Source organism: Micromonospora sp. LZ34, assembly GCF_052981855.1.
This window is the reverse complement of sequence record NZ_JBRIQN010000007.1, coordinates 55,520-76,484: the sequence shown is the minus strand read 5'-3', so window position 1 is coordinate 76,484 and position 20,965 is coordinate 55,520. Positions and strand designations below refer to the sequence as shown.

Below are 20,965 nucleotides of genomic sequence, written 5' to 3'. Positions count from 1 at the left end.
CCCCGGTCAGCGGGCGCGTCGCTCCGGGTGGGCCCGGTTCCAGGCGCGCATCCGCTCCGGATACCCGGTGCGCGCCGCCTCGTACAGCGGCACCGCGTGCTTGCGGGCGATCACGCCGGCGGCCCGCGGCGAGCCGGTGCGGCGGCGGATCCACTCGCCGTCGTGGGCGATCGCCACCACCGTGGTGTCCGTCGCCGTGGTCTCCGGTTCCAGGTAGAACTCCACCCCCTGGCGGCTGCTCACGAACGCCTCCAGCGCCGCCAGGTCCTCCCGGGTGGCCTCCCGGTCGAGTTTCGTCACCGCACCCTCGGCGGCCCGCGGCCGCCGGCTGAACCAGCCCATGCCCCGCCCCTCTCCTCGGCCCCTCCAGTCCACCACCCCCACCTTGCCGGCCGCTGCGCGCTCCCTGCGCACTCGCTGAGAACACCCGGCCCGGGCCCTGCTGCCCGACAGACGATCATCGGCGGCGCGGCGGGTGGCGGGCGGGGGCGGGTGCGGGACAGCTCAGCGGGCCGGCGGGCGGAGGGTGGGAACCAGGGCGAGGGTGGGCACCAGCAGCAGCGGTACCACTAGCAGCGCGTGCAGCGTGCCGACCCGGTCGCCGAGCATCCCGAGCAGCGGCGGCCCGCCGAGGAACGCGGTGTAGCCGATCACCGCGACCACGCTGACCCGGGCCGGGGCCCGGTCCTCGTCGTCGGCCGCGGCGCTCATCCCGACCGGGAAGCCGAGCGAGGCGCCGAGGCCCCAGAGCGCGACCCCGGCGATCGCCACCGGCCCCGATCCGGCCAGCACCGCCGTACCGGCGCCGAGCGCGGCGAGCAGGATGGTGGCGAGCAGCACCGGCACCCGCCCCCACCGGTCCAGCGCCAGGGTGCCGGCGGTACGGCCCAGCGTCATGCCGACGACGAAGACGCCGAAGACCGCGGCGCCGGCCGCCTCGCTCAGCCCATGGCCGTCCACGAAGGCGACCGCCAGCCAGTCGTTGGCGCTGCCCTCGGCGAACGCCATGACCAGCACCAGCAGGCCGATGAGCAGGGTGCGCGGTTCGCGCCAGGCGGCCAGCAGGTCGCGTCGGCGGCTGGCCGGGGCGGGGGTCGCCGCACCCTGCTCCGCCGGCAGGAACGACCGGGCGGCCAGCACGGTGCCGAGCAGCACCACCGCCGCCACCGCAGCCAGGTGGGCGGCGACCGGCAGGCCGAAGCGGGCCGCCCCGGCGCCGAGCGCCGCGCCGGCCACCGAGCCGAGGCTCCACGCCGCGTGGAAGCGGGGCATCACGGTCCGCCCGAGCCGCCGCTCCACGGCCGCGCCCTCGACGTTCATCGCAACGTCACAGGTGCCCGAACCGTAGCCGAAGGCGAACAGGCCGACCGCCACCCCGGCCAGGGAGCCGGCGAGGCCGGCAGCCGCCCCGGCCACGGTCAGGCCGAGCGCGACGACCAGGGTGGAGAGGGCCACCGTGCGGGCCGCCCCGAGGCGCTGGGCCACCAGGCCGGCGGTGGGCATGGCGAGCAGCGCGCCGGCGGACAGGGCGAGCAGCAGCAGCCCGAGCCGGCCGGCGGTGAGCCCGAGCGAGTCGCGGACCGCCGGCACCCGGGAGAACCAGGTGCCCACGGCCAGGCCGTTGAGCGCGAACACCACGGCCACGCCGGTGCGGGCGACGAGCACCGACCGGGGTACGGGCGGAGCCGGCGCGGCGGGCGGGGCGGTGGCGGGACTCACGGCGGGTGGTTCCTCTCGGTCGGACGGCGTACCGCCCTCGATCGCACACCTGGAAGCGCTCTCAGCACAACCCGGCCACACCCCTTACCCGCGCCGGCCCCCGCGCGGCATGATTCGGACGGGCCCCCGCCGCAGGCGGCCGAGCACGGGGAGGACACATGACGACGGCACACCGCCCACCGACCCTGCTGGACGTCGCCCGGGCGGCCGGGGTCTCCCGGGCCACCGCCTCACGGGTGCTCGCCGGCACCGGCTACGCCTCGGCCGCCACCCGGGAGCGGGTCACCGCCGCCGCCGAACGCCTCGGGTACCGGCCGAACCTCGCGGCCCGGGCGCTCGTCCGGGGCGCCGGGATGCGGCTGGTGGTCGTGGTGGCCGGCGCCGACCCGACCGTCCTCGACGACCCGTACGTGGACCGGGTGGTCGGCGCGGCGGCCCGGGCGTGCGGGCCGTCCGGGCTCGGGGTCGCGCTGCACTGGCTGCCGACCCGGGAGCCGGCCGGGCTGCGCCGGCTGGCCGAGGACCGCAGCGTGGGCGGGTTGGTCCTGGTCAACACCACCGAGGCGATGCTCGCCGCGGTTCCCCGGGCGATGCGCGGCCGGGTGGCCTCGATCGGCATCGGCTCCAGCCTGGTGCCCTCGTTCGACGTGGACAACGGCGGCGGCACGGCGGCCGTGGTCCGGCACCTGTACGCCACCGGGCGGCGCCGGATCGCCATGGTGACCGGTCCGCGCTGGCTCTCCTGCGCCGGCCGCTCGGTCGGCGCGTACCGGCAGGTCATGCGCGAGGCGGGCCTGCCGGCCCGGCTGGTGCCCGGGGACTTCACCGCGAGCCGGGGCCGGACGGCCGCCCGGGAGGTGCTGGCACACTGGCCGGACACGGACGCGATCGTCGGGATCAGCGACGCGACCGCGCTCGGGGTGATCGACCGGCTGCGCGGCGACGGCGTCCAGGTGCCCGGGGACGTCGCCGTGACCGGCTTCGACGACATTCCGCTCGCCGCGGTGACCACCCCCGCGCTGACCACGGCCACCCACCCGGTGGCGCAGATCGCCACCGCCGCCGCCACCGCCGCGCTCGTCGGCCGGCCGGCGCCGCCGGTGACCGTGTTCCCGTCCCGGCTGGTCCGCCGGGCCAGCGGGTGAGCCGGCCGACGCGACGCCGCCGGGGTTAGCCCCCGTCCAGCCGGGTAACCGCGGGCGCATGCCCGCCCAGGACGGAGAGCGGTGATCCCGTGGCCGAACCCGCGCCGCCGCACCGGCAGCCGGAGGAGAACCCCCGGCACGGCCGGCTGACGACCCGGCCGGCGCCGCCGACCGCGCTGGCCGCCGCCGGGCTGGCGTCGCTGACCGACCCGCAGGGCAGGCCGCTGGCCATGGTGTACGCCCCGGAGCCGGTCGACGGCCCGCCGTACCGGCTGGTGCTGCTCCTGCACGGGGCCGGCGGATCGGCCCGGCAGGGGCTGGACCTGCTGCTGCCGCTCGCCGACGAGCACCGCCTGCTGCTGGTGGCCCCGCAGGCCGAGTCGAGCACCTGGGATCTGATCGTCGAGGGGTTCGGGCCGGACGTCCGGCGCGTCGACGGGTTGCTGGCCACGGCCTTCGCCGGCTACCCGACCGAGCGGGTGGTGGTCGGCGGGTTCTCCGACGGGGCCTCGTACGCCCTCTCCCTGGGCCTGACCAACGGCGACCTGTTCGACGCGGTGGTGGCCTTCTCCCCCGGCTTCGCCGCGCCGCAGGTCACCCACGGCCGGCCCCGGGTGTTCGTCTCGCACGGCACCGACGACCCGGTGCTCCCCGTCGACGTGTGCAGCCGCCGCCTGGTCCCCCGCCTGCGGGGCCTCGACTACGACGTCACCTACCAGGAGTTCCCCGGCGGACACGAGGTCCCCACCGACATCCGTCGGCAGGCCGCCGCCTGGCTCACCGCCCAGCCCTGATCCCGCCCCGGACTAGGATCCGGGGCGTGGACGGGCTGACCGGGTTGCTGGACGGGGCTCGGGCGCGGGGCGCGTTCCTGCTCCGGTCGGTGCTGGACCCGCCGTTCGCGCTGCGGATCGAGGACCGGGCGCCGTTGACCGTGGTGGCGCTGGTGCGCGGCGGGGCCTGGGTGGTGCCGGACGACGGCGGGCCGGCCCGGCTGGGCCCCGGCGACGTCGCCGTGCTGCGCGGGCCGGACGCCTACACGGTCGCCGACGACCCGGCGACCGCGCCGCAGGTGGTGATCCACCCCGGCCAGCACTGCACCACGCTGCGCGGCGAGCCGCTGACCACGATGACCGGGCTCGGCGTGCGCACCTGGGGCACCGGGTTGGACGGGTCGACGGTGACGCTGACCGGCACCTACCAGCTACCCGGCGAGCTGAGCCGGCGGCTGCTCACCGCCCTGCCGCCGTTGCTGGTGGTCACCGGCGACGACTGGCGCAGCCCGCTGGTGCCGCTGCTGGCCGACGAGGTGACCCGGGACGCGCCCGGGCAGGAGGCCGTCCTCGACCGACTGCTCGACCTGCTGCTGATCGCCGCGCTGCGCACCTGGTTCGCCCGGCCCGGAACCGCGCCGGCCTGGTACGCCGCCGCCGGCGATCCGGTGGTGGGTCCGGCGCTGCGGCTGCTGCAGCAGGACCCGGCCCGGCCGTGGACGGTCGCCGCGCTCGCCGCCGAGGTGGGCGTGTCGCGGGCGGTGCTGGCCCGGCGCTTCACCGAACTGGTCGGCGAGCCGCCGATGACCTTCCTCACCGGATGGCGGCTGGCCCTCGCCGCCGACCTGCTGCGGGAACCGGACGCCACCGTCGGCGCGGTCGCCCGCCGGGTCGGCTACGGCAGCCCGTTCGCGCTGAGCGCCGCGTTCCGGCGGGTGCACGGGGTGAGCCCCCGGGCGCACCGGATCGGCGCGGCGGCCGGCGACTGAACCTGGCCGGATCCGCCGCGCGGGCCAGGTGGCGTGGCCGCCACCCGGGCCGGCCCGGCGCCACCGCGTCCGCCGGGTCCGGGCGTCGCGGCCCGACGCCGCCGTCAGGCCGGGTTGGTGACGGCGTGCAGCACGGCGCGGACGGCCGCCGCCAGGTCGGCCCGGCTGGCCGGGCTGCCCGGTGGTGGCGCGCTGAGCGCGCCGGCGCCGACCAGCCGGTCGAAGAGCAGCCCGTCGACGAACGCGACCAGCTGGTCGCCCTGCCGGCGCGGGTCGGGCGCGCCGGCCCGGGCCAGCAGCTGGCGCGCCTGCACCCGCAGGCCGGTGCCGTGCTCGAGGATCTGCCGCAGCTCCGGTCGGTGCACCGCCTCCAGCAGGCAGGCGTACCTCGCCAGGGTGCGGCCGCGGCCGACGGTGAGCCAACGGTCCAGCACCTCGGCCACGCCGGCGGCGAGCCGGTCGAGGTCGTCCGGGGTGAGCGGCGGCCCCGGCTGCGGCGGCGCCTGCCCGGTCGGCAGCTGCTGGTCGACCAGGTCGGCCCGGTCGAGGTCGGCCAGCCGCTGCACCACCGCCTCGATCAGCGCCCGCCGGGTCCGCAGGTAGGCGGAGGTGGTGCCGACCGGCACCCCGGCCCGGGCATCGACGGCCCGGTGGGTCAACGCGCGCATGCCGCCCTCGGCGAGCAGCTCGACCGCCGCGTCGGCCAGCGCCGCCACCCGTTCCGCCCGTCCCACTCCCGGCCCTCCTCCGCTCTTCTACGGATGTAGTATGCCCTTCTACAGACGTAGTAGGAGGCGGGTGCGATGGACACGGCGCGGGCGGTCGTGGTCGGCGGCGGAATCGGCGGCCTGGCCGCCGCACTGGCCCTGCACCGGCGCGGCTGGCAGGTGACCGTGCTGGAACGCGCCCCCGAGCTGCGCGAGGTCGGCGCGGGCCTCACCCTGATGGCGAACGCGCTGCGCGGGCTGGACGCGCTCGGGCTCGGGCCGGTGGTCCGCGCCCGGGGTCAGGAGGCCCCCGGCGGGATCCGCACCTCGACCGGGCGCTGGCTGTCCCGGCTGGACGCCGCCGAGATGACCCGGGTGCTCGGCACCACCGCGCTCGGCATCCACCGCGCCGACCTGCACCGGATCCTGGTCGACGCACTGCCACCCGCGACGCTGCGCACCGGCGCCGAGGTGGACGAGGTGGACCCGGACACGGGCGAGGTGCGCTACCGGTGGCGCGGCGAGCCGGCCACGCTCCGGGCCGACCTGGTGGTCGGCGCCGACGGGCTGCACAGCGTGCTGCGCACCCGGCTCTGGCCGGGAACCCCGCCCCCGGTCTACGCCGGCTCCACCGCCTGGCGCGCGGCGATCCCCTTCCCCGCTGCGGTGCCGGCGGCGATCAGCTGGGGGCCGGTCGCCGAGTTCGGCATGGTGCCGCTCGGCGAGGGGCGGGTCTACTGGTACGGCGCGGTCACCGCCCCGCCCGGCGGGCACGCCCCGGACGAGCTGGCCGCGGTCCGCGAGCGTTTCGGCGACTGGCACGACCCGATCCCGGCGCTGCTCGCGGCCACCCCGCCGGCGGCGGTGCTGCGCAACGACATCGTCCACCTCGGCACGCCGCTGCCGTCGTACGTGCGGGGGCAGGTCGCGCTGCTCGGCGACGCCGCGCACGCGATGACCCCGAACCTCGGACAGGGCGCCTGCCAGGCGATCGAGGACGCGGTGACGCTCGGCGTGGTCTGCGCCGGCGGCGCCGCGGACGTGCCCGCCGCGCTGGCCGCGTACGACCGGCAGCGGCGACCGCGCAGCCAGGCCGTCGCCCGGGCGGCGGCCCGGACCGGCCGGTTCGGCCAGCAGCTGCGCCACCCGGCGGCGCTCGCCCTGCGCGACACCCTGATCCGGCTGACCCCGTCCCGCGCGGCGCTGCGCGGCATGGCCCGGTACGCCGACTGGCAGCCACCGACCGGCAGCGACCCGGTCCGACCCGCGCGGGGCCGCTGACCGGGCGCGGGCCCGCGGCCGCCGGTCCAGCCCGACCCGGGTCACTGCCGGGGCCGACGCCCGGCAACCGGACCCACGACCGCCTGCCGGTCAGGCCCGGGCGCGCCAGAGTGGACTGTCCACGTAGTGGTTGTCGAACCGCTCGCCGCTGGCGCCGATCTCCGCCGGGTCGGCCTCGCCCCGGTAGACCCGCTCCAGCAGGCGGTAGTAGTCGAACCGGTCGATGCCCGGGGTGAAGACCACCAGCACGTCAGCCGCCTCGTCGCGGGCCGGCGCGAAGGCGTGCGGGGTGTGCGCCGGGACGACCAGGAAGTCGCCCTCGCGCAGAGTACGGATCTCCTCGCCGACCAGCACGTCGAGGACTCCGCCGAGGACGAAGAACGCCTCGGCCGCGCGGGTGTGCAGGTGGGGCGGCGCGCCGGGCGAACCACGGTGCAGCGTGGCCCGGTTGGCGGTGAGGGCACCCGCGGTGGCGTCGGCGTCGGCGAGCAGGGTGATCAGGCTGGTCGGCCCGTCGGCGAGCACGGTGGCGTCGGTGGCTTGGACATGCACGGGTGCGGTCATGGCGGGTTGCCTCTCTCGGAAGGAATGGTGGATCAGGTCAGCGGGGCGGCGAACCGCTCGCGGGTGTTGCCGGGGGTGTCCGGGTAGCGCTGTTCCACGGCGGCACGCAGGTCGGCGAGCGTCTGGCCTGCCAACTCGCGCCGCCAGGCGAGGTCGGCCCGGCGCATCGCCTGCGAGACTAGGCAGACCTGGCGGTAGTCGACGTCGGCCCGGCCGCCCGGGCCCACCCGGAGGATCTGCTCGCAGCGGAACGCCTCCTCCGCGCCCTCGATGGCGACCACGACGTCCAGCACGCTGACCGCCTCCGGTGGCCGGGCCAGCCGGAAGCCGCCACGCGGGCCCGGGGTGGACGTCAGGATCCCGGCCCGCACCAACGCCTGCAACTGCTTGTTCAGATACGCCGTGGGCAGCCGGTAGAAGGCGGCCAGGCGGGCTGCCGACACCGCCTGCCCCGGTGCAAGCCAGGTCAGGTTGAGACAACTGTGCAGGGCCCACTCGACGCCCTCGGACATCCGCATGTTCTGGATATTAGATATCCAGGATTAGCCTGGCAAGCCCGTTGCCCACCGCCGGCAAGACCCCTGCCCGAGCCATGCGCCGGCCGCGGCCGGGCCGAGGTCGGCCCTGGGCGCTGCAGGGGCGCCGGACCGGGTCGGACGACCGGGAAATTGCCGTGTCACGGCCAACCTTTCAGATTATCTATTTCGCCGCTCGCATACCTCAGCCGAACGTGACAGCGGGCCGGTAAGATCGGCGACTGCGTTGTGACTGATCGCTGACTGCTGACCGTGATCCGGATCACACACACTGTGCCCATGAATACGGGACTCGTCCGCGGCAGAACGCTCCGCGTCGCGGGGTGTCTCGCTCTGGTGGCCGTACTGACCGGCTGCATGCAACTGAACATGGGGCTGGCCGTCAACGCCGACGACACGGTCACCGGCCAACTCCTGCTGACCGCCGAGAAGAACGTGCTGACCTCGGGCAACAGGACGGTCGAGGCCGGCTTCGCCGAGCTGCGGCAGAACATCCCGGCCCTGCCGCCCGGCACGGAGACCCGGTACGAGGACGCGTTGCTCTACGGTTTCCAGATCACCTACCAGAAGACCCCGTTGAGCGATTTCAACAGCGAGAGCGTGAAACTGGTCCGGGACGGCGATCTCTACCGGTTCAACCTGCCGCTCGACCCAAAGAAATACGGCGGCAAAATCGCCGAACAGCATCCGCAGAGCCAGCAGGATTTCATGCGGCTGATGTCGTTCGAGATATCGGTGACCTTCCCCGGCGCGGTGCGCGAGACCAACGGCACGGTCAACGGACGGTCGGTCAGCTGGAAGGTCGGCAGCAACCAGAACAAGCCGGCCGAGTTGCGGGCCGTGGCCGAGGCCCCACCGCGGCCGTCCCCCGCCGCCGCTGGCGACGACGAGAGCTTCCCCTGGCTGCTGGTCGTCGGCGGGGTGGTCGGCCTGCTGCTCGTCGCGGTCGCCGTCGTCCTGCTGCTGCGGCGTCGCCCGACGACCTCCGGCGCCGCCGGCCCGACCGGGACCGGGCAGGCGACCGGCCCGACGGTGCCGGGCCAGCCGGGCGGGCGCACCGCGCCGGGCGCGGCGTCCGCCGGCCAGCCGGCGGCGGGTCCCGCCGGCCCGCCGGAGTCCGCCTGAGCCACCCCATCCGCTCCCGTCTGCCGCCGCGGGCGGGGTCGTCGGAGACTCCCCGGAGCCGCCGGCCCTCACCACCACCCCGATCGCACCACCGCACATCGAAGGGGGATCGACCATGAACGATCTCTTCACCTGGGCCGCCCTGGGCAGCCTGACCGGCGCGAGCGCCGCGACGCTGCTGGCCACCAACGTCATCGGCGGGCTGATCGGCCCGAGCGGCGACAAGGCCCGCAAGTGGATCGCGCTGGGCATCGCGCTCGCGCTGTCCTACCTCACCGCGGCGTTCGCCACGGACGCCGGCGCCGAGAAGTGGATCATCGCGTTCTTCAACGGCCTGGTCATCTTCTCCGCCGCGCTCGGCATCAACCAGCTGCCGCCCGGCAACCGGCAGGCGACCCAGTCGTCGCCGACCCAGCTCGCGCAGGGTCGCGAGCCCCGCATCATCCGCTCCTGGGTCTGAGAGGTGCCGCCATGATCTACGGAATCGTCAGCACCGTCGTGCACGTGGCGACCGGCGCCGTCCTCGGCCAGCTGGCCGGTGGCACCGTCGGGCTGCTGATCGGCGCGGTGGTCGGCCTGCTCGTCGGCGGGGTGTTCGGCTGGGCGGTCGCCTCGGCCCGGGTCTACGGCCCCGATCCGAAGGGGATCCTGCTGTTCGTCGTCGACCACACCTGGAGCCTGCTCAACACCCTGGTCGGCGCGATCTACCTGGCCGTCCACCTGGTCTTCGGGCACTCGCTGGACCGGCCCACCTCGCAGCACAGCTGCCGGGTCAACGTGCTCGAGGGCGTCTCGCCCCGATACGCCACCACGATCGGCACCGTCTGCGCCGGATCCGGCCCGGGCATCCAGCGGCACGAGGACGTGCACATCCTCCAGGCACGCATCCTCGGCCCGCTCTACATCCCGCTGGTGCTCGCCAACTACGTGCTGTTCACCATCGCCCCGGTCTGGTTGCTCTACCACGACCACAGCAACGCGCCGATCAACCGGTTCACCCGGTACTTCGAGATCGGCGTCTACCCGCACGTGTGGAACGAGGCCATCGCCTACCGGGTGCAGGGGACCCCGCCGCGATGACCACCGGTGGGCGCGGCCCGATCGAGACGGCCACCGCCGAGCTGGCGGCGTGGCTGGCCGGGGCGGCGGGGGAACCCGTCCCGGTCGGCCCGCCGCGGCCCGACGACGACGGCGCGCGGCTGACCCTCTGGCCGCTGGAGCTGCGCCCGGCCCGGCAGACCCGGGGCAGCGGCGGCGCCCGCGAGCCGTACCGGTTCACCGTCCGCTACCTGCTCTGCGCCGGAGGCCCGGCCGCGCTGACCGGGCTGGACCGGGTGCTCGTCGCCGCGACCGCCGGCGGCGCGCACACCGTCGTGCTGGAGGCCGGCGACCCCCGGCTCTGGCAGGCGTTCGGCACCGGGCCCCGGCCGGCGCTGCTCATCGACGTGGCCGCGCAGGTCACCCACCCCAGCACGGTGGCGCCGCCGGTGCTGGCCCCGCTGCGGCTGCGGCAGCTGGAGATGCTGGCCTTCGACGGGCGGGTGGTCGGCCCGGCCGAGCAGCCCCTCGCGGCCGTCCGGGTCGAGGTGGTCGGCCAGGCGTACGCGACCCGCACCGATCCCGCCGGCCGGTTCCGGGTGGTCGGCGTGCCGCACGACCCCGACCGCCCCGGCCCGGTGCGGCTCCGGCTCACCAGCCGCGGCCAGGTGCTCACCGCTGAGGTCGACCCGGCCGAGCCCGACATCGTCATCGTCTGCCCACCACCGTCCCGCTGACCCGAGCTCGGGAGGACCGATGCCCACCTACTTCTCGCCCGGCATCTATGTCGAGGAGGTGCCCAGCGGCGCCCGCCCGATCGGACCGGTCGGCACCAGCACGGCCGCGTTCGTCGGGGTCGCCCCGGACCGGGGCGCCCACCTCGGCCGGGCCCAGGCGGTCAACAACTGGTCGGACTTCCTGCGGCTCTACGCCGACGGGGACCGGCTGGAGAGCACCCCGCTGGCCCGGGCCGTCTTCGGCTTCCTGGACAACGGCGGTACCCGCTGCTGGGTGGTCAACGTCGGCGAGGACGGCTCGATCACCGGCACCGGCCAGCGGCGCGCCGGCCTGCAGCTGCTGGAGGCGGTCGACGAGATCTCCATCCTGGCCGCTCCGGGCTTCCACGACCCGGTGTCGCACGAGGCGCTGCTCAGCATGGCCGAGCGGACCCGCACCATGGTGGCGATCTGCGACCCGCCGCCGGACGTCGACGACATCTCGACGCTGACCCGGGTGGCCACGCCGAGCAGCGGCAAGCCCCCGAAGCCGGCCGAGGGCTCCGGCGGCTCGGCCGGTTCCGCCGGGTCGGGCGGTTCCGGCGGCTCGGGCGGGGAGGCGGCGGCGTGCCGGCCCCGGCAGTCGGACTTCGGCACCTTCTACTACCCCTGGCTGCGGGTCCGCGACCCGCTCAGCGGCGAACTGGTGCTCACCCCGCCGAGCGGGCACATGGCCGGCATCTGGGCCCGCACCGACGCGCTGCGCGGGGTGCACAAGGCACCGGCCAACGAGCCGGTACGCGGCGCCGTCGACCTCGGTTACCTAGTCACCCGCCCCGAGCACGACGTGCTCAACCCCAAGGGGGTCAACGTGATCCGCTACTTCGCCGGCGAGGGCATCCGGGTCTGGGGTGCCCGTACGCTCGCCGCCGAGGCCAGCGAGTGGCGCTACCTGAACGTGCGGCGGCTCTCCATCGCCATCGAGCAGGCGATCGCCAACGGCACCCGCTGGATGGTCTTCGAGCCGAACGACTTCTCGCTGTGGCGCTCGATCCGCCGCGACATCGGCGCCTTCCTCACCCGGGTCTGGCGCGACGGCGCCCTGCTGGGGCGGACGCCCGAGGAGGCGTTCTTCGTCAAGTGCGACGAGGAGACCAACCCGTCGGACGTGCGCGACGCCGGCATGGTCGTCGCCCACATCGGCATCGCCGTGGTCAAGCCCGCGGAGTTCGTGGTGTTCAAGCTGAGCCAGTGGGCCGGCGGCGCCGAGACCGAGACGATCGGAGGCTGACATGCCGACCACGGCCACCCCGCAGCCGGGCGCCCCGGTCGACCCGTACCGGGCCTACAACTTCAAGCTGCTCGTCAACGGCGTCACCAACGGCCACTTCACCGAAGTCAGCGGGCTGGAAATGAACATCCCCGCGATGCCCTACCGGGAGCAGGGCAACGACCGGATCCGGATGATCCCCGGCCAGGCCGAGTACGAGCCGGTGACGTTGCACTTCGGGCTCACCGCCTGCCGGGAGCTGTGGGACTGGGTGCACGCCGTGGCCCGGGGCACGGTGAGCCGGCGCAACGTCTCGATCGTGCTGCTCGACGCCGCCGGCACCACCGAGGTGCTGCGCTGGAACATGATCAACGCGTGGCCGACGCGCTGGCTGGGCGCGCACCTGAACACGCTCGGCCAGGAGATCGCCATCGCGGCGCTGACGCTGCGCTACGAGGGCCTGGAACTGGAGACCGGCGGTGCCGCGCCGACCCCCGCGTAGTTGGCTGGCCGACCGGCTCCGGTCCGCGGCGGCGGGGGTCCAACGCCTGGCCCGGCTGCTCGACCTCGCCGAGTCGACCGCCACCGGCCGGGGCGCCCAGCACGCCGACCCGGCCACGGCCCGCGCCGAGCCCGGGGACGGGCCCGGACACCGGCCGGTGTCCGGTTCGGACGGCTCGGCGGGTGGGGCGGCGAGGCCCGCCGACGGGCCGATCCGCCGCCCCCCCCGGCGAGCCGCCGGAGCACTGGCTGCGCCTGGTCGCCACGCACGCCCCCGGCCTGCTGCATGACCTGCGGCTCGGCCCCGACCCCGTACCCGGCGTCGCCGCGGCCGGGCCGTCGCTAGGCGTGCCCGACGCGGCCGTCCTGCCCGGCGGCGACGACGGCGAACCGGTGGCCCTGGCCGCCGGGGACGCCGACCGCCGGAGCCCAGCCGCCGAGGCCCGGGGCGACCTGCCCGGCTCGGGCGGCCGCCGGGCCGAGGCGCCGGACCCCAACCGCAGCGCGCCACCCCGCACCGGCCCCGCCGGCCTCGCCTCGCGGACGGGAGCCGCCGAGCGGGGTCCCCGACCGGGTCGGGTACAGCCGGAGCCAGGGCTGGCCGCCGACGCGCCGCCAGCCGATCCGACCGGCGGCGACGCACCGGCCGCAGGGCCGGCCGGGGCGCAGGCCAACGCGGACGCGGGAACCGTCCGGCCGGCGGCCCCGGCCAGGTCGCCCGGCGCCGTTCCCGCGCCACCGGTCCCACCGCGGCCCGGCGACCACCGCCCCGCCGCGTCCTTTGCTCTGCGTCAACCACCGCAACGCCCGCCGTCCGACGGGCGGGCGGCTGGCGCGTCGGGTACGTCAGCGTGTCGGGCTCCGGCGTGGGGTGCGGCGGACTCCGGGAGCGCCGGGCGGACTGTTGCGTGGAGTGAAGCAGAGCAAAGGGAGAACCGAGCGCCCTCCCCCGCGCTCCGGTTCGCACGGCCGGCCGCCGATGCTCCACCGCCGCATCCCGCCACACCACACACCGATGCCGCCCGGGTGCCCGTCGACCCCGCTCGGCCCCTGGTCCTGGCCCCACCCGTCCGGGCCACGCTCCCGCAGCCCGGCGGTGTCCGACCGCACGCCGACGCGACGGCGTCCGGGTCCGCCGCCGCACCGTCCGGCGCTCGGCCGCCGGCCCGCGCCGCGACGGTCACCCCACCCTGGCCCGCGCTGCCCGACCCGACCATGACCGGCGACCGGCCTCGTCCCGAGCCGCGGATCGGCGGCGACCCGTGGCCGGAGCCGCCCGGCGGCCGCGATCCGTGGCCGCGCCTGCCGGACGACCGGGCACTGTGGACGTCGGCCGGGGACGCCCTGGACCACGGGCACCTGCGCCGGTTGGACCGGGAACAGGCGGGTGCCTGATGGAGCGGGTCGCCTTCCTCATCGACGCCACCGGCGCCCGGGTGGACTGCCTGCTCAACCCGGAGACCGTGCAGGTGACCCGGCTGGCCGGCATCCGGCCCCGGGGCGCGGCCGGCGGGCAGCTCACCGGCGCCGGGCTCGCCGACGACCCGCTGGTGTTCACCGGCGGTGGGCGCACCGAGCTCGTGCTGGACCTGCTCTTCGACGTCGACTTCGCCGAGGGCCAGGTCCGCCCGACCGACGTGCGGGTGCTCACCCGGCCGCTCTGGCTGCTCGCGGAGAACTCGGCCACCGAGCACGGCTGGCTGCGACCCCCGCTGGTGCGGCTGGTCTGGGGCAAGACCTGGAACGTGCCCGGGGTGATCGTCGCCGTGGCGGAACGCTTCGACGCGTTCACCGTGACCGGCTCGCCCCGCCGGTCCTGGCTGCGGCTCAAGCTGGTCCGGGTGGCCGAGTCGGCCGACCGGGCGCAGGAGGGGTTCGCCGAGGAACTCGCCGCCGCCGGCACCCCGGTCGCCGCGCCCGGCACCGCCGTGGTGGCCGCCGGCGACGGCGCGGCCCAGCCCGACTACTCGGGCGTACGGTTCGACCTGCTCGCCCACGACGCGCTCGGTTCCCCGCTGCGCTGGCGGCTGCTGGCCGAGCACAACCGGATCACCGACCCGCTGACCGTGCCGGCCGGCACCGCGCTGGCCGTTCCGCCGCCCACCGCGCCAGCCGGTTCGCCTTCGCCCGCCGCGGCGGGAGGTGCGCCGTGACCGTTGCCGCGCCCCGCGCGCTCACCGTGCTGCTCGACGGCGCGGCGCTGCCCGACGGCGCGACCCGGCGGGTGGTGTCGGTGCGGGTGGCCGCCCGGCTCGACCGGCCCACCCAGTGCGAGGTCGCGCTCGCCACCGCGCCCGGCACGGCCGCGCTCACCCCGCCGGTACGCACCGGCGGCACGCTCGACGTCCGGCTGGCCGACCAGCCCGAGGCGCTCTTCGCCGGCGAGGTCACCTGCGTCGAGGTCGAGTACGCCGCGGACGGCTCCGCGCTGCTCCGGGTGCGGGCGTACGACGCGCTGCACCGGCTGCGCAAGCGGCAGCGGCTGCGGGTGTTCGAGTCGGTGACCGCCGCCGACCTGGCCCGGGAGCTCTGCGGCGAGGTCGGGCTGACCGTGGCGGCGGAGGCCGACGGGCCCCGGCTGGAGCGGCTGGCCCAGCACCGGCACACCGACCTGGAGCTGCTGCTGGAGGTGGCCGGCCGGGCCGGGCTGCACCTGGCCGCCGACGGTGACCGGCTGCGCCTGGTGACGCTGGAGGGGTACGGCGAGCCGGTCCCGCTGGAGCTGGGCCGGTCGGTGTACTCGCTGCGGCTGGCCACCAACGTCGACGGCGCCATCGGGGACAGCGCGGCGCTGGGCTGGCACCCGCAGCGGGCCGAACCGATCAGCCAGCGGGCCGGCGCGCCGCGCTGCGGGCGGCGCACCGCGGGCGACCCGGAGCCGGCGGACGTCGGCGCGGACGGGGTGCGCACCGCGGTCGACCAGCCCGGGCGCAGCGACGACGAACTCGCCGCGCTGGCCCAGGCCGGCCTGGACGCCCGGGTCGCCGCCCTGGTCACCGCGGACGGGGTGGCCGAGGGCGATCTGGCGCTGCGCCCGGGCCGGCGGATCGCGCTGGCTGGGGTGGCCACGCCGGCCGAGGGCACCTACGTGCTCACCGAGGTGGTGCACACCGTCGACGCCAACGGCCACCTGACCCGGTTCGGCACCGCCCCGCCACCGCCGCCGCCGGCCGGGCCGCCCGCCCCGGCGATGCTCACCCTCGGCACGGTCACCGACGTCGCCGACCCGGAGGGCCTGGGCCGGGTCCGGGTCGAGCTGCCCGCGTACGGGGGGCTGGACGCCGGGTGGCTCGGGGTGCTCTGCCCGGGCGCCGGGCGGGGCAAGGGGATCGTGGCGCTGCCCGACCCACAGGACACGGTGCTGGTGGCGCTGCCCGGGGGCGAGCCGGCGTCCGGCGTCGTGCTCGGCTCGCTGTTCGGCGCGGTCGAGCCGTACGACGCGGGGATCCACGAGGGACGCGCGGGCCGCTGGTCGCTGCGTACCGCGGGTGGGCAGTCGATCGTGGTGGACGACGCCGGCCGGCGGCTGCGGCTGGCCACCGACGGCGGCAGCTGGCTGGAGCTGACCCCGGAGCTGGCCACCCTGCACGCGGCGAGCGACCTGGTGCTCTCCGCGCCCGGCCGGGCGATGGTGGTCCGGGCGCGCAGCGTGGACTTCCTGCACGCCGAGGCGGCCGAGGACGCGGAGACGGCCGCCGAGCGGGCCCGGACCCTGGCCCGCGCCCAGCACGAGGGAGGTGGCTGATGCGTTGGATCCACCGCGACTCGCTGATCAGGTGCGACCACGACGGCCGGGTGACGAACCGGGCCTCGCAACGGTGGGTCACCGTGTCCGGCGTACCGGTGCTGGTCGACGCCGACCCGGAGGGGCGGGAGATCACCGCCTGCCCGAACTACGGGCCGACGATCAAGCCCTGCGCGAAGACGCTTCGGGTGCGGGTCGGCTACAGCGACTGGCTGCGGGTGGACGGCCACCGGGTGGTGCTGTCGCACCTGGACGGGTTCACCGACGGCACCCCGCCCGGCCTGGTCCACCACCGGGTGCGCGACCCGCGCCAGCGGTTCCTGGGAGCCGACCGGTGAGGGCGTTCCGGTTCGTCGGCGCTGGTTTCGACGCGGGTCGTACCGGCGGGCTCGCGCTGACCGCCGCCGGTGGGCTGGCCATGACCGAGGGCGACGAGACGGTCCGCCAGGCGCTGTTCCTGCTGCTGTCGACCACCCCCGGCGAGCGGTTGATGCGACCCGGCTACGGGTCCCGGCTGCACCGGCTGGTCTTCGCGCCGAACGACGACACCACCGCCGGGCTGGCCATCCACTACGTCCGGCAGGCCATCGCCCGGTGGGAGCCGCGGGTCGAGGTGGTCGACGTGGACGCCGGCCCGGACCCGGACGACCCGTGGCGGTTGGTGATCCGGCTGGACTACCGGATCCGGGCCAGCCTGGCTCCCGGCCAGCTGGTCTTCTCGGTCGACCTGCTGCCCGCCGACCGCGTGGAGGGAGCGCCGTCATGACCCTGCCCGTGCCGCACCTGGACGACCGGACCTTCCTCGACCTGGTCACCGAGGCCCGGGAGCGGATCCGCCAGTCCTGCCCGGGCTGGACCGACCTGTCCGCGCACGACCCGGGAATCGCTCTGGTGGAGGCGTTCGCGTACCTCACCGAGGTGATGATCTACCGGCTGAACCAGCTGCCGGAGAAGGCGTACGTGTCGTTCCTCAACCTGCTCGGGGTGACCCGGCACGCGCCGTCGGTGGCCTGGGCGGACGTCCGGTTCACCCGTACCGGCGGCGACCACGGCCCGATCCGGATCCCGGCCGCCACCCGGGTCGCCGCGGCCCGCGGCGCCGACCCCCGGCCGGTCGTCTTCGTCACCACCGAGCCGGCGCTGCTGCCCGCCGGGCAGTCCGAGGTGACCGTCCGGATGCATCACTGCGAGCCGGTCGAGGCGGAGCTGCTCGGGGTCGGCACCGGGCAGCCCGGCCAGGTGCTGCGCGCCGCCCGGGCGCCGCTGGCGCGCACCGCCGAGCCACTGGACCTGCTGCTCGGCGTAGAGGTGCCGGCCGGGTCGGTGGAGCTGGGCGCCGCGGCCCGCGAGCACGAGGGGCGCACCTTCGAGATCTGGCGGCCGGTGGACAGCTTCGCCGGCGTCGGCCCGCAGGCCCGGGTCTACCTGGTCGACCGCTGCTCCGGCACGGTCACCTTCGCCCCCGCCCTGGACCTGCGCGACCCGCCGCCCGACGGCCCCGCCGGCGGCGACCCGGCCGACCCGGCCGGCCCGGCCGCCGCCGGACCCGCGGACCCGGGCGCGGGCGCCGGGCCGGTGACCGTGGCGGCGGTGCCGCCGGCCGGGCGGCAGATCCGGCTCTGGTACCGGGCCGGCGGCGGACCGGCCGGCAACGTGGCGGCCGGCACGCTGACCAGCCTGCGTGACCCGTTGCCCGGGGTGCGGGTGGAGAACCCGGCGCCGGCCGGCGGCGGGCGGGAGCGGGAGTCGCTGGAGTCGGCCCTGCTCCGCGGCCCGTACGAGTTCTTCGCCCAGCAGCGGGCGGTGACCGCCCGCGACTACGAGGTGCTCGCCGCCGGCTCCGGCGCGGTGGCCCGGGCCCGGGCGTTCACCCGCGCCGCCGTCTACAGCTTCGCCCGCCCGGGCGAGGTGGAGGTGGTGCTAGTGCCGTACGTGCCGGCGGCGGCCCGACCGGGCGGCCGGCTGCCGGTGACGGTGCTGCGCGAGCACGAGGTCGAGGAGGCCCGGGCCCGGGTCGCGGCCGACCTGGACCGGCGGCGGGCGCTGGGCACCAGTTGCCGGGCCGGCTGGGCCCGCTACAAGGCGGTGTCGATCCGGGCCCGGGTGGTGGTGCGCCGTGAGGAGGACGCCGACGCGGTCCGCCGCCGCATCCACGACCGGCTGCACCAGACGCTCAGCCCGCTGCCCACCCCGCTCAACCCGACCGGCTGGGCGTTCGGCGAGCCGCTGCGCGCCTCGAACGTGTACCGGTTGCTGGAACACGCCGAGCCGGGGGTGCGGTACGTGGAGTCGGTCCGCTTCGTGGTCGACGAGGCGCCCGACGGGCAGGTCAGCGCGGTGGCGGTGGACCAGTACCAGCCGCGCACCTGGTACGCCGGGCGCGGGCCGGTGCTGTTCCGCTCCACCAACGCCGGCGCGGGCTGGGAGCCGGCCGGCCGGTTCGACGGGGAGACGGTGCTGCGGGTGGCGCCCGCCCCGGCCCCGGTCCGCCCGGGCATCGTGCCCCGCCCCGGCGCGGTCGCCGCGGTCACCCTGCGCCCCGGCGGCGGGTCGCGGGTGTACCTGAGCACCGACCTGGGCGAGACCTGGTCGCTGCTGACCGACCTGGCCTCCCGGATCACCGACGTGGCCTGGATCGACCGGGACGGCGCCGGCGCGCTGCTGGTCGCCACCGACACCGGGCTGTACGAGGTGTCCCTGCTGCCCGGCGCGGTGCCGTTGCAGATCCTGGTCGACCCGGCCGACGCCGACCGCGGCTTCTACGCGGTACGCGCGTTCGTCTCCGAACGGGGCGCGCCCGGGGTGGCGGTGGCCGCGCAGGCCGGCTTCGGCGTCTACCTGTCCACCGCGGCCGGCCGCCCGGGCACTTTCGGCCACGTCGGGCTGGCCAACGTGGACAACCGCGTCCTCGCCGTGCAGTACGACGGCCCGGCCACGCTGCTGTGGAGCGGCACCGGCGAGCCGGATCCGAAGAAGCCCGGCCAGGGCTGCTACCGCACCCGGCTGTTCGAGTCGGACGTGCAGTGGCAGGCCGTACAGGCCGGCTGGATCGGCGGCACCTGCCGGGACCTGGCCTTCGCCGGCCCGCTGGCGGTCGCCGCCACGCAGAGCGGCGGAGTGCTCCGGCTGGACACCCTGGCCGGGCAGCCGCAGTGGGCGCCGGTGATGGTCAACTGCGGGCTGCCGCTGCGGGACCGCACCCGGTTCCTGCCGGTGGACGCGATCGCCGCCACCGGCGGGCCGGACCGGCTGGTGCTGGCCGGCGGCGAGCGCGGGGTGTACCGCAGCGGCGACGCCGTCGACTGGTCGGCCAGCGCCAACCAGGCCACCGCGGACGTGGTGACCGTTCCCGACACCTGGCTGCTCTGCTCCGGCGAGCACGACATCGAGGTGGTGCGGCAGGATGCGACGCGCGGCGATTGAGCGGCTGCTGCCCGCGGCCTACCAGCGGGCGTGCGTGCCGGGCAGCGTGCTGTGGGCACTGCTGGACGTGATGGAGGCGCTGCACGCCCCGGACGAGGCGGTGCTGGCCGACGTGGACGCGCTCTTCGCCCCGTACCGGGCGCCGGACGCGATGGTCGTCCAGCTGACCCGCTGGGTGGCGATGGACCACGTGGTCGCCTCGCCCCGGCCGGACGCCCCGCTGCCGCTGCCGCTGGGCCGGCTGCGGGACCTGGTGGCGCACGGCGCGCTGCTGGCCCGCTGGCGCGGCACCCCGTACGGGCTGCGCCTCGCGCTGGAGGTGGCGACCGGGTTGCCCGGCTTCGTGCTGGAGGAACCGGCCGACCGGCCGTTCCACGTGGTGGTGCGGGTGCCCGCGGCCGCCACCGGGCAGCAGCTCGCCGTGGTCACCCGCATCGTCGAGGCGGAGAAGCCCGCATCGACCACCGTCGAGATCGTCGTCGCAGAGGAGCCCTCATGACCACCGAGTGGGCGGTCGTCGCGGCCGCCGAACAGTTCACGCTGGACGCCCGCAACACCGGCGAGCTGACCTTCACCGTCTCCAACCCCGGCGTCGCGCCGGACACCGTCGTGTTCGACGTGGCGCCGGGCGAGGGCAGCCAGCGTTCCTGGTTCACCGTCACCGAGCCGCAGCGGGTGGTGCCCGGGCAGGGCTCGGTGTCGTTCCTGGTCCGGCTGGTCGTACCGGCCGGCACCGCGCCGCGCCGCTACGACATGACCGGGTTCGCGTACTCGGCGAACACCGCGCCGGAGGAGAGTTCCCGCTCCAGCGGGCGGGTCACCTACGAGGTCCGGGCGGTCGTCGCGCGCCGGCGTTCCCCGTGTCCGTGGGTTGCCGCGGCCGCGGCGCTGGTGCTGCTCGCCTCGGCGGTGGTGGTCTTCCTGGTCACCCGCGACGGCGACCCGGCGCCCGGCGAGCCGCGGGTGGTGACCGTGGAGGCGGAGGACCTGGTCGACGCGGCGGTGGTGGTGTCGCCACAGGGTTCGGCGGCCACCGTGGTGCGGCAGCCGAACTGCTGCGGGGTGACCTGGTCGCAGGACGAGCAGCTGTTCTTCCAGGGGCGGGCGATCGGCGACCAGGTGAGCGTGACGGTGACCCTGCCCGCGGAGGCCACCTGGCGGTTCGCCACCGTCCGCACCACGTCGTTCGACTACGCCAACACGGTGTTCACCATCGACGGCACCCAGGTCGGCGGGGTCTTCCTCGGCTTCACCCCGGCCGTGGTCCGGACCGACTGGCTCGACGTGGGCACGATCCGGCTCGGCCCGGGTCCGCACCGGATCACGCTGCTCGTGCTCGGCAAGACGCAGGGCAGCGACCGCTACTTCGCCGGGATCGACGCGATCCGGTTCACCGAGGTCCTGCCGGCGGACACCCGATGAGCGAGCATCGC

General features: G+C 76.3%; 23 protein-coding genes. 18 read left to right on the top strand and 5 right to left on the bottom strand.

From position 1 onward, the window contains the following. Positions 1 to 6: 6 nt before the first annotated feature. Entirely contained in the window at positions 7 to 342 is a 336-nt protein-coding gene (locus ACVCAH_RS10545; protein ID WP_447136009.1) for a hypothetical protein, read from the bottom strand. Positions 343 to 504: 162 nt separating this feature from the next. Further along, positions 505 to 1,719, bottom strand: a complete 1,215-nt coding sequence (locus ACVCAH_RS10540; protein ID WP_447135885.1) for an MFS transporter — start codon at positions 1,717 to 1,719, stop codon at positions 505 to 507. A 158-nt stretch (positions 1,720 to 1,877) separates the two neighbouring features. Here ACVCAH_RS10540 and ACVCAH_RS10535 point away from each other — a divergent pair, with 158 nt between their 5' ends. The 3 genes from ACVCAH_RS10535 (at position 1,878) to ACVCAH_RS10525 (ending at position 4,626) form a co-directional block, all read left to right on the top strand. After that, positions 1,878 to 2,864, top strand: coding sequence for a LacI family DNA-binding transcriptional regulator (locus ACVCAH_RS10535; protein WP_447135884.1), 987 nt, complete (start codon positions 1,878 to 1,880; stop codon positions 2,862 to 2,864). 89 nt (positions 2,865 to 2,953) lie between these two features. Continuing rightward, positions 2,954 to 3,658, top strand: coding sequence for an alpha/beta hydrolase (locus ACVCAH_RS10530; protein WP_447135883.1), 705 nt, complete (start codon positions 2,954 to 2,956; stop codon positions 3,656 to 3,658). A 26-nt stretch (positions 3,659 to 3,684) separates the two neighbouring features. Further along, a complete protein-coding gene (locus tag ACVCAH_RS10525) occupies positions 3,685 to 4,626 on the top strand; it encodes an AraC family transcriptional regulator (RefSeq protein ID WP_447135882.1) in 942 nt (313 codons plus the stop codon). A 104-nt stretch (positions 4,627 to 4,730) separates the two neighbouring features. Here ACVCAH_RS10525 and ACVCAH_RS10520 read toward each other — a convergent pair whose 3' ends face one another. Then, positions 4,731 to 5,360, bottom strand: a complete 630-nt coding sequence (locus ACVCAH_RS10520; RefSeq protein WP_447135881.1) for a TetR/AcrR family transcriptional regulator — start codon at positions 5,358 to 5,360, stop codon at positions 4,731 to 4,733. A gap of 69 nt (positions 5,361 to 5,429) precedes the next feature. On the opposite strand from ACVCAH_RS10520, the gene ACVCAH_RS10515 reads away from it, so the two are divergent. Further along, positions 5,430 to 6,614, top strand: coding sequence for an FAD-dependent oxidoreductase (locus ACVCAH_RS10515; protein WP_447135880.1), 1,185 nt, complete (start codon positions 5,430 to 5,432; stop codon positions 6,612 to 6,614). A gap of 90 nt (positions 6,615 to 6,704) precedes the next feature. Here ACVCAH_RS10515 and ACVCAH_RS10510 read toward each other — a convergent pair whose 3' ends face one another. Together ACVCAH_RS10510 and ACVCAH_RS10505 are read right to left on the bottom strand one after the other, a co-directional pair. Then, a complete protein-coding gene (locus tag ACVCAH_RS10510; protein WP_447135879.1) occupies positions 6,705 to 7,178 on the bottom strand; it encodes a cupin domain-containing protein in 474 nt (157 codons plus the stop codon). Positions 7,179 to 7,210: 32 nt separating this feature from the next. Next, entirely contained in the window at positions 7,211 to 7,696 is a 486-nt protein-coding gene (locus tag ACVCAH_RS10505) for an RrF2 family transcriptional regulator (protein WP_447135878.1), read from the bottom strand. Between the two features lie 354 nt (positions 7,697 to 8,050). Here ACVCAH_RS10505 and ACVCAH_RS10500 point away from each other — a divergent pair, with 354 nt between their 5' ends. From ACVCAH_RS10500 to ACVCAH_RS10435, 14 genes are all read left to right on the top strand, one after another. Further along, entirely contained in the window at positions 8,051 to 8,839 is a 789-nt protein-coding gene (locus tag ACVCAH_RS10500; RefSeq protein ID WP_447135877.1) for an LppM family (lipo)protein, read from the top strand. A gap of 115 nt (positions 8,840 to 8,954) precedes the next feature. Further along, positions 8,955 to 9,299: a hypothetical protein gene (locus tag ACVCAH_RS10495; protein ID WP_447135876.1), complete on the top strand. Its 345-nt coding sequence runs from the start codon at positions 8,955 to 8,957 to the stop codon at positions 9,297 to 9,299. Positions 9,300 to 9,310: 11 nt separating this feature from the next. Further along, a complete protein-coding gene (locus ACVCAH_RS10490) occupies positions 9,311 to 9,919 on the top strand; it encodes a glycine zipper family protein (protein WP_447135875.1) in 609 nt (202 codons plus the stop codon). Next, positions 9,916 to 10,614, top strand: a complete 699-nt coding sequence (locus tag ACVCAH_RS10485; RefSeq protein WP_447135874.1) for a carboxypeptidase-like regulatory domain-containing protein — start codon at positions 9,916 to 9,918, stop codon at positions 10,612 to 10,614. Before ACVCAH_RS10490 ends, ACVCAH_RS10485 begins: the two co-directional genes overlap by 4 nt. Positions 10,615 to 10,633: 19 nt before the next feature. Beyond that, positions 10,634 to 11,884, top strand: coding sequence for a phage tail sheath family protein (locus ACVCAH_RS10480; RefSeq protein WP_447135873.1), 1,251 nt, complete (start codon positions 10,634 to 10,636; stop codon positions 11,882 to 11,884). Position 11,885: 1 nt separating this feature from the next. Then, positions 11,886 to 12,365, top strand: coding sequence for a phage tail protein (locus ACVCAH_RS10475; protein WP_447135872.1), 480 nt, complete (start codon positions 11,886 to 11,888; stop codon positions 12,363 to 12,365). A 1,025-nt stretch (positions 12,366 to 13,390) separates the two neighbouring features. Next, positions 13,391 to 13,759, top strand: a complete 369-nt coding sequence (locus tag ACVCAH_RS10470; protein WP_447135871.1) for a hypothetical protein — start codon at positions 13,391 to 13,393, stop codon at positions 13,757 to 13,759. Then, complete coding sequence (locus tag ACVCAH_RS10465; RefSeq protein ID WP_447135870.1) at positions 13,759 to 14,517, top strand: CIS tube protein; 759 nt, start codon at positions 13,759 to 13,761, stop codon at positions 14,515 to 14,517. Before ACVCAH_RS10470 ends, ACVCAH_RS10465 begins: the two co-directional genes overlap by 1 nt. Beyond that, positions 14,514 to 16,109: a phage baseplate assembly protein V gene (locus ACVCAH_RS10460; RefSeq protein ID WP_447135869.1), complete on the top strand. Its 1,596-nt coding sequence runs from the start codon at positions 14,514 to 14,516 to the stop codon at positions 16,107 to 16,109. The genes ACVCAH_RS10465 and ACVCAH_RS10460 overlap by 4 nt, the downstream gene beginning before the upstream one ends. Next, entirely contained in the window at positions 16,109 to 16,447 is a 339-nt protein-coding gene (locus ACVCAH_RS10455) for a hypothetical protein (protein ID WP_447135868.1), read from the top strand. Before ACVCAH_RS10460 ends, ACVCAH_RS10455 begins: the two co-directional genes overlap by 1 nt. Continuing rightward, positions 16,444 to 16,875 carry a GPW/gp25 family protein gene (locus ACVCAH_RS10450; RefSeq protein ID WP_447135867.1) on the top strand — a complete coding sequence of 144 codons (432 nt, stop codon included), beginning with the start codon at positions 16,444 to 16,446 and terminating at the stop codon, positions 16,873 to 16,875. The genes ACVCAH_RS10455 and ACVCAH_RS10450 overlap by 4 nt, the downstream gene beginning before the upstream one ends. Continuing rightward, positions 16,872 to 19,532 (top strand): putative baseplate assembly protein, encoded by a 2,661-nt coding sequence (locus tag ACVCAH_RS10445; protein ID WP_447135866.1) that lies wholly within the window; start codon positions 16,872 to 16,874, stop codon positions 19,530 to 19,532. The genes ACVCAH_RS10450 and ACVCAH_RS10445 overlap by 4 nt, the downstream gene beginning before the upstream one ends. Continuing rightward, complete coding sequence (locus ACVCAH_RS10440; RefSeq protein ID WP_447135865.1) at positions 19,513 to 20,031, top strand: phage tail protein; 519 nt, start codon at positions 19,513 to 19,515, stop codon at positions 20,029 to 20,031. Before ACVCAH_RS10445 ends, ACVCAH_RS10440 begins: the two co-directional genes overlap by 20 nt. After that, positions 20,028 to 20,954 (top strand): hypothetical protein, encoded by a 927-nt coding sequence (locus ACVCAH_RS10435; RefSeq protein WP_447135864.1) that lies wholly within the window; start codon positions 20,028 to 20,030, stop codon positions 20,952 to 20,954. The genes ACVCAH_RS10440 and ACVCAH_RS10435 overlap by 4 nt, the downstream gene beginning before the upstream one ends. Positions 20,955 to 20,965: the final 11 nt, after the last annotated feature.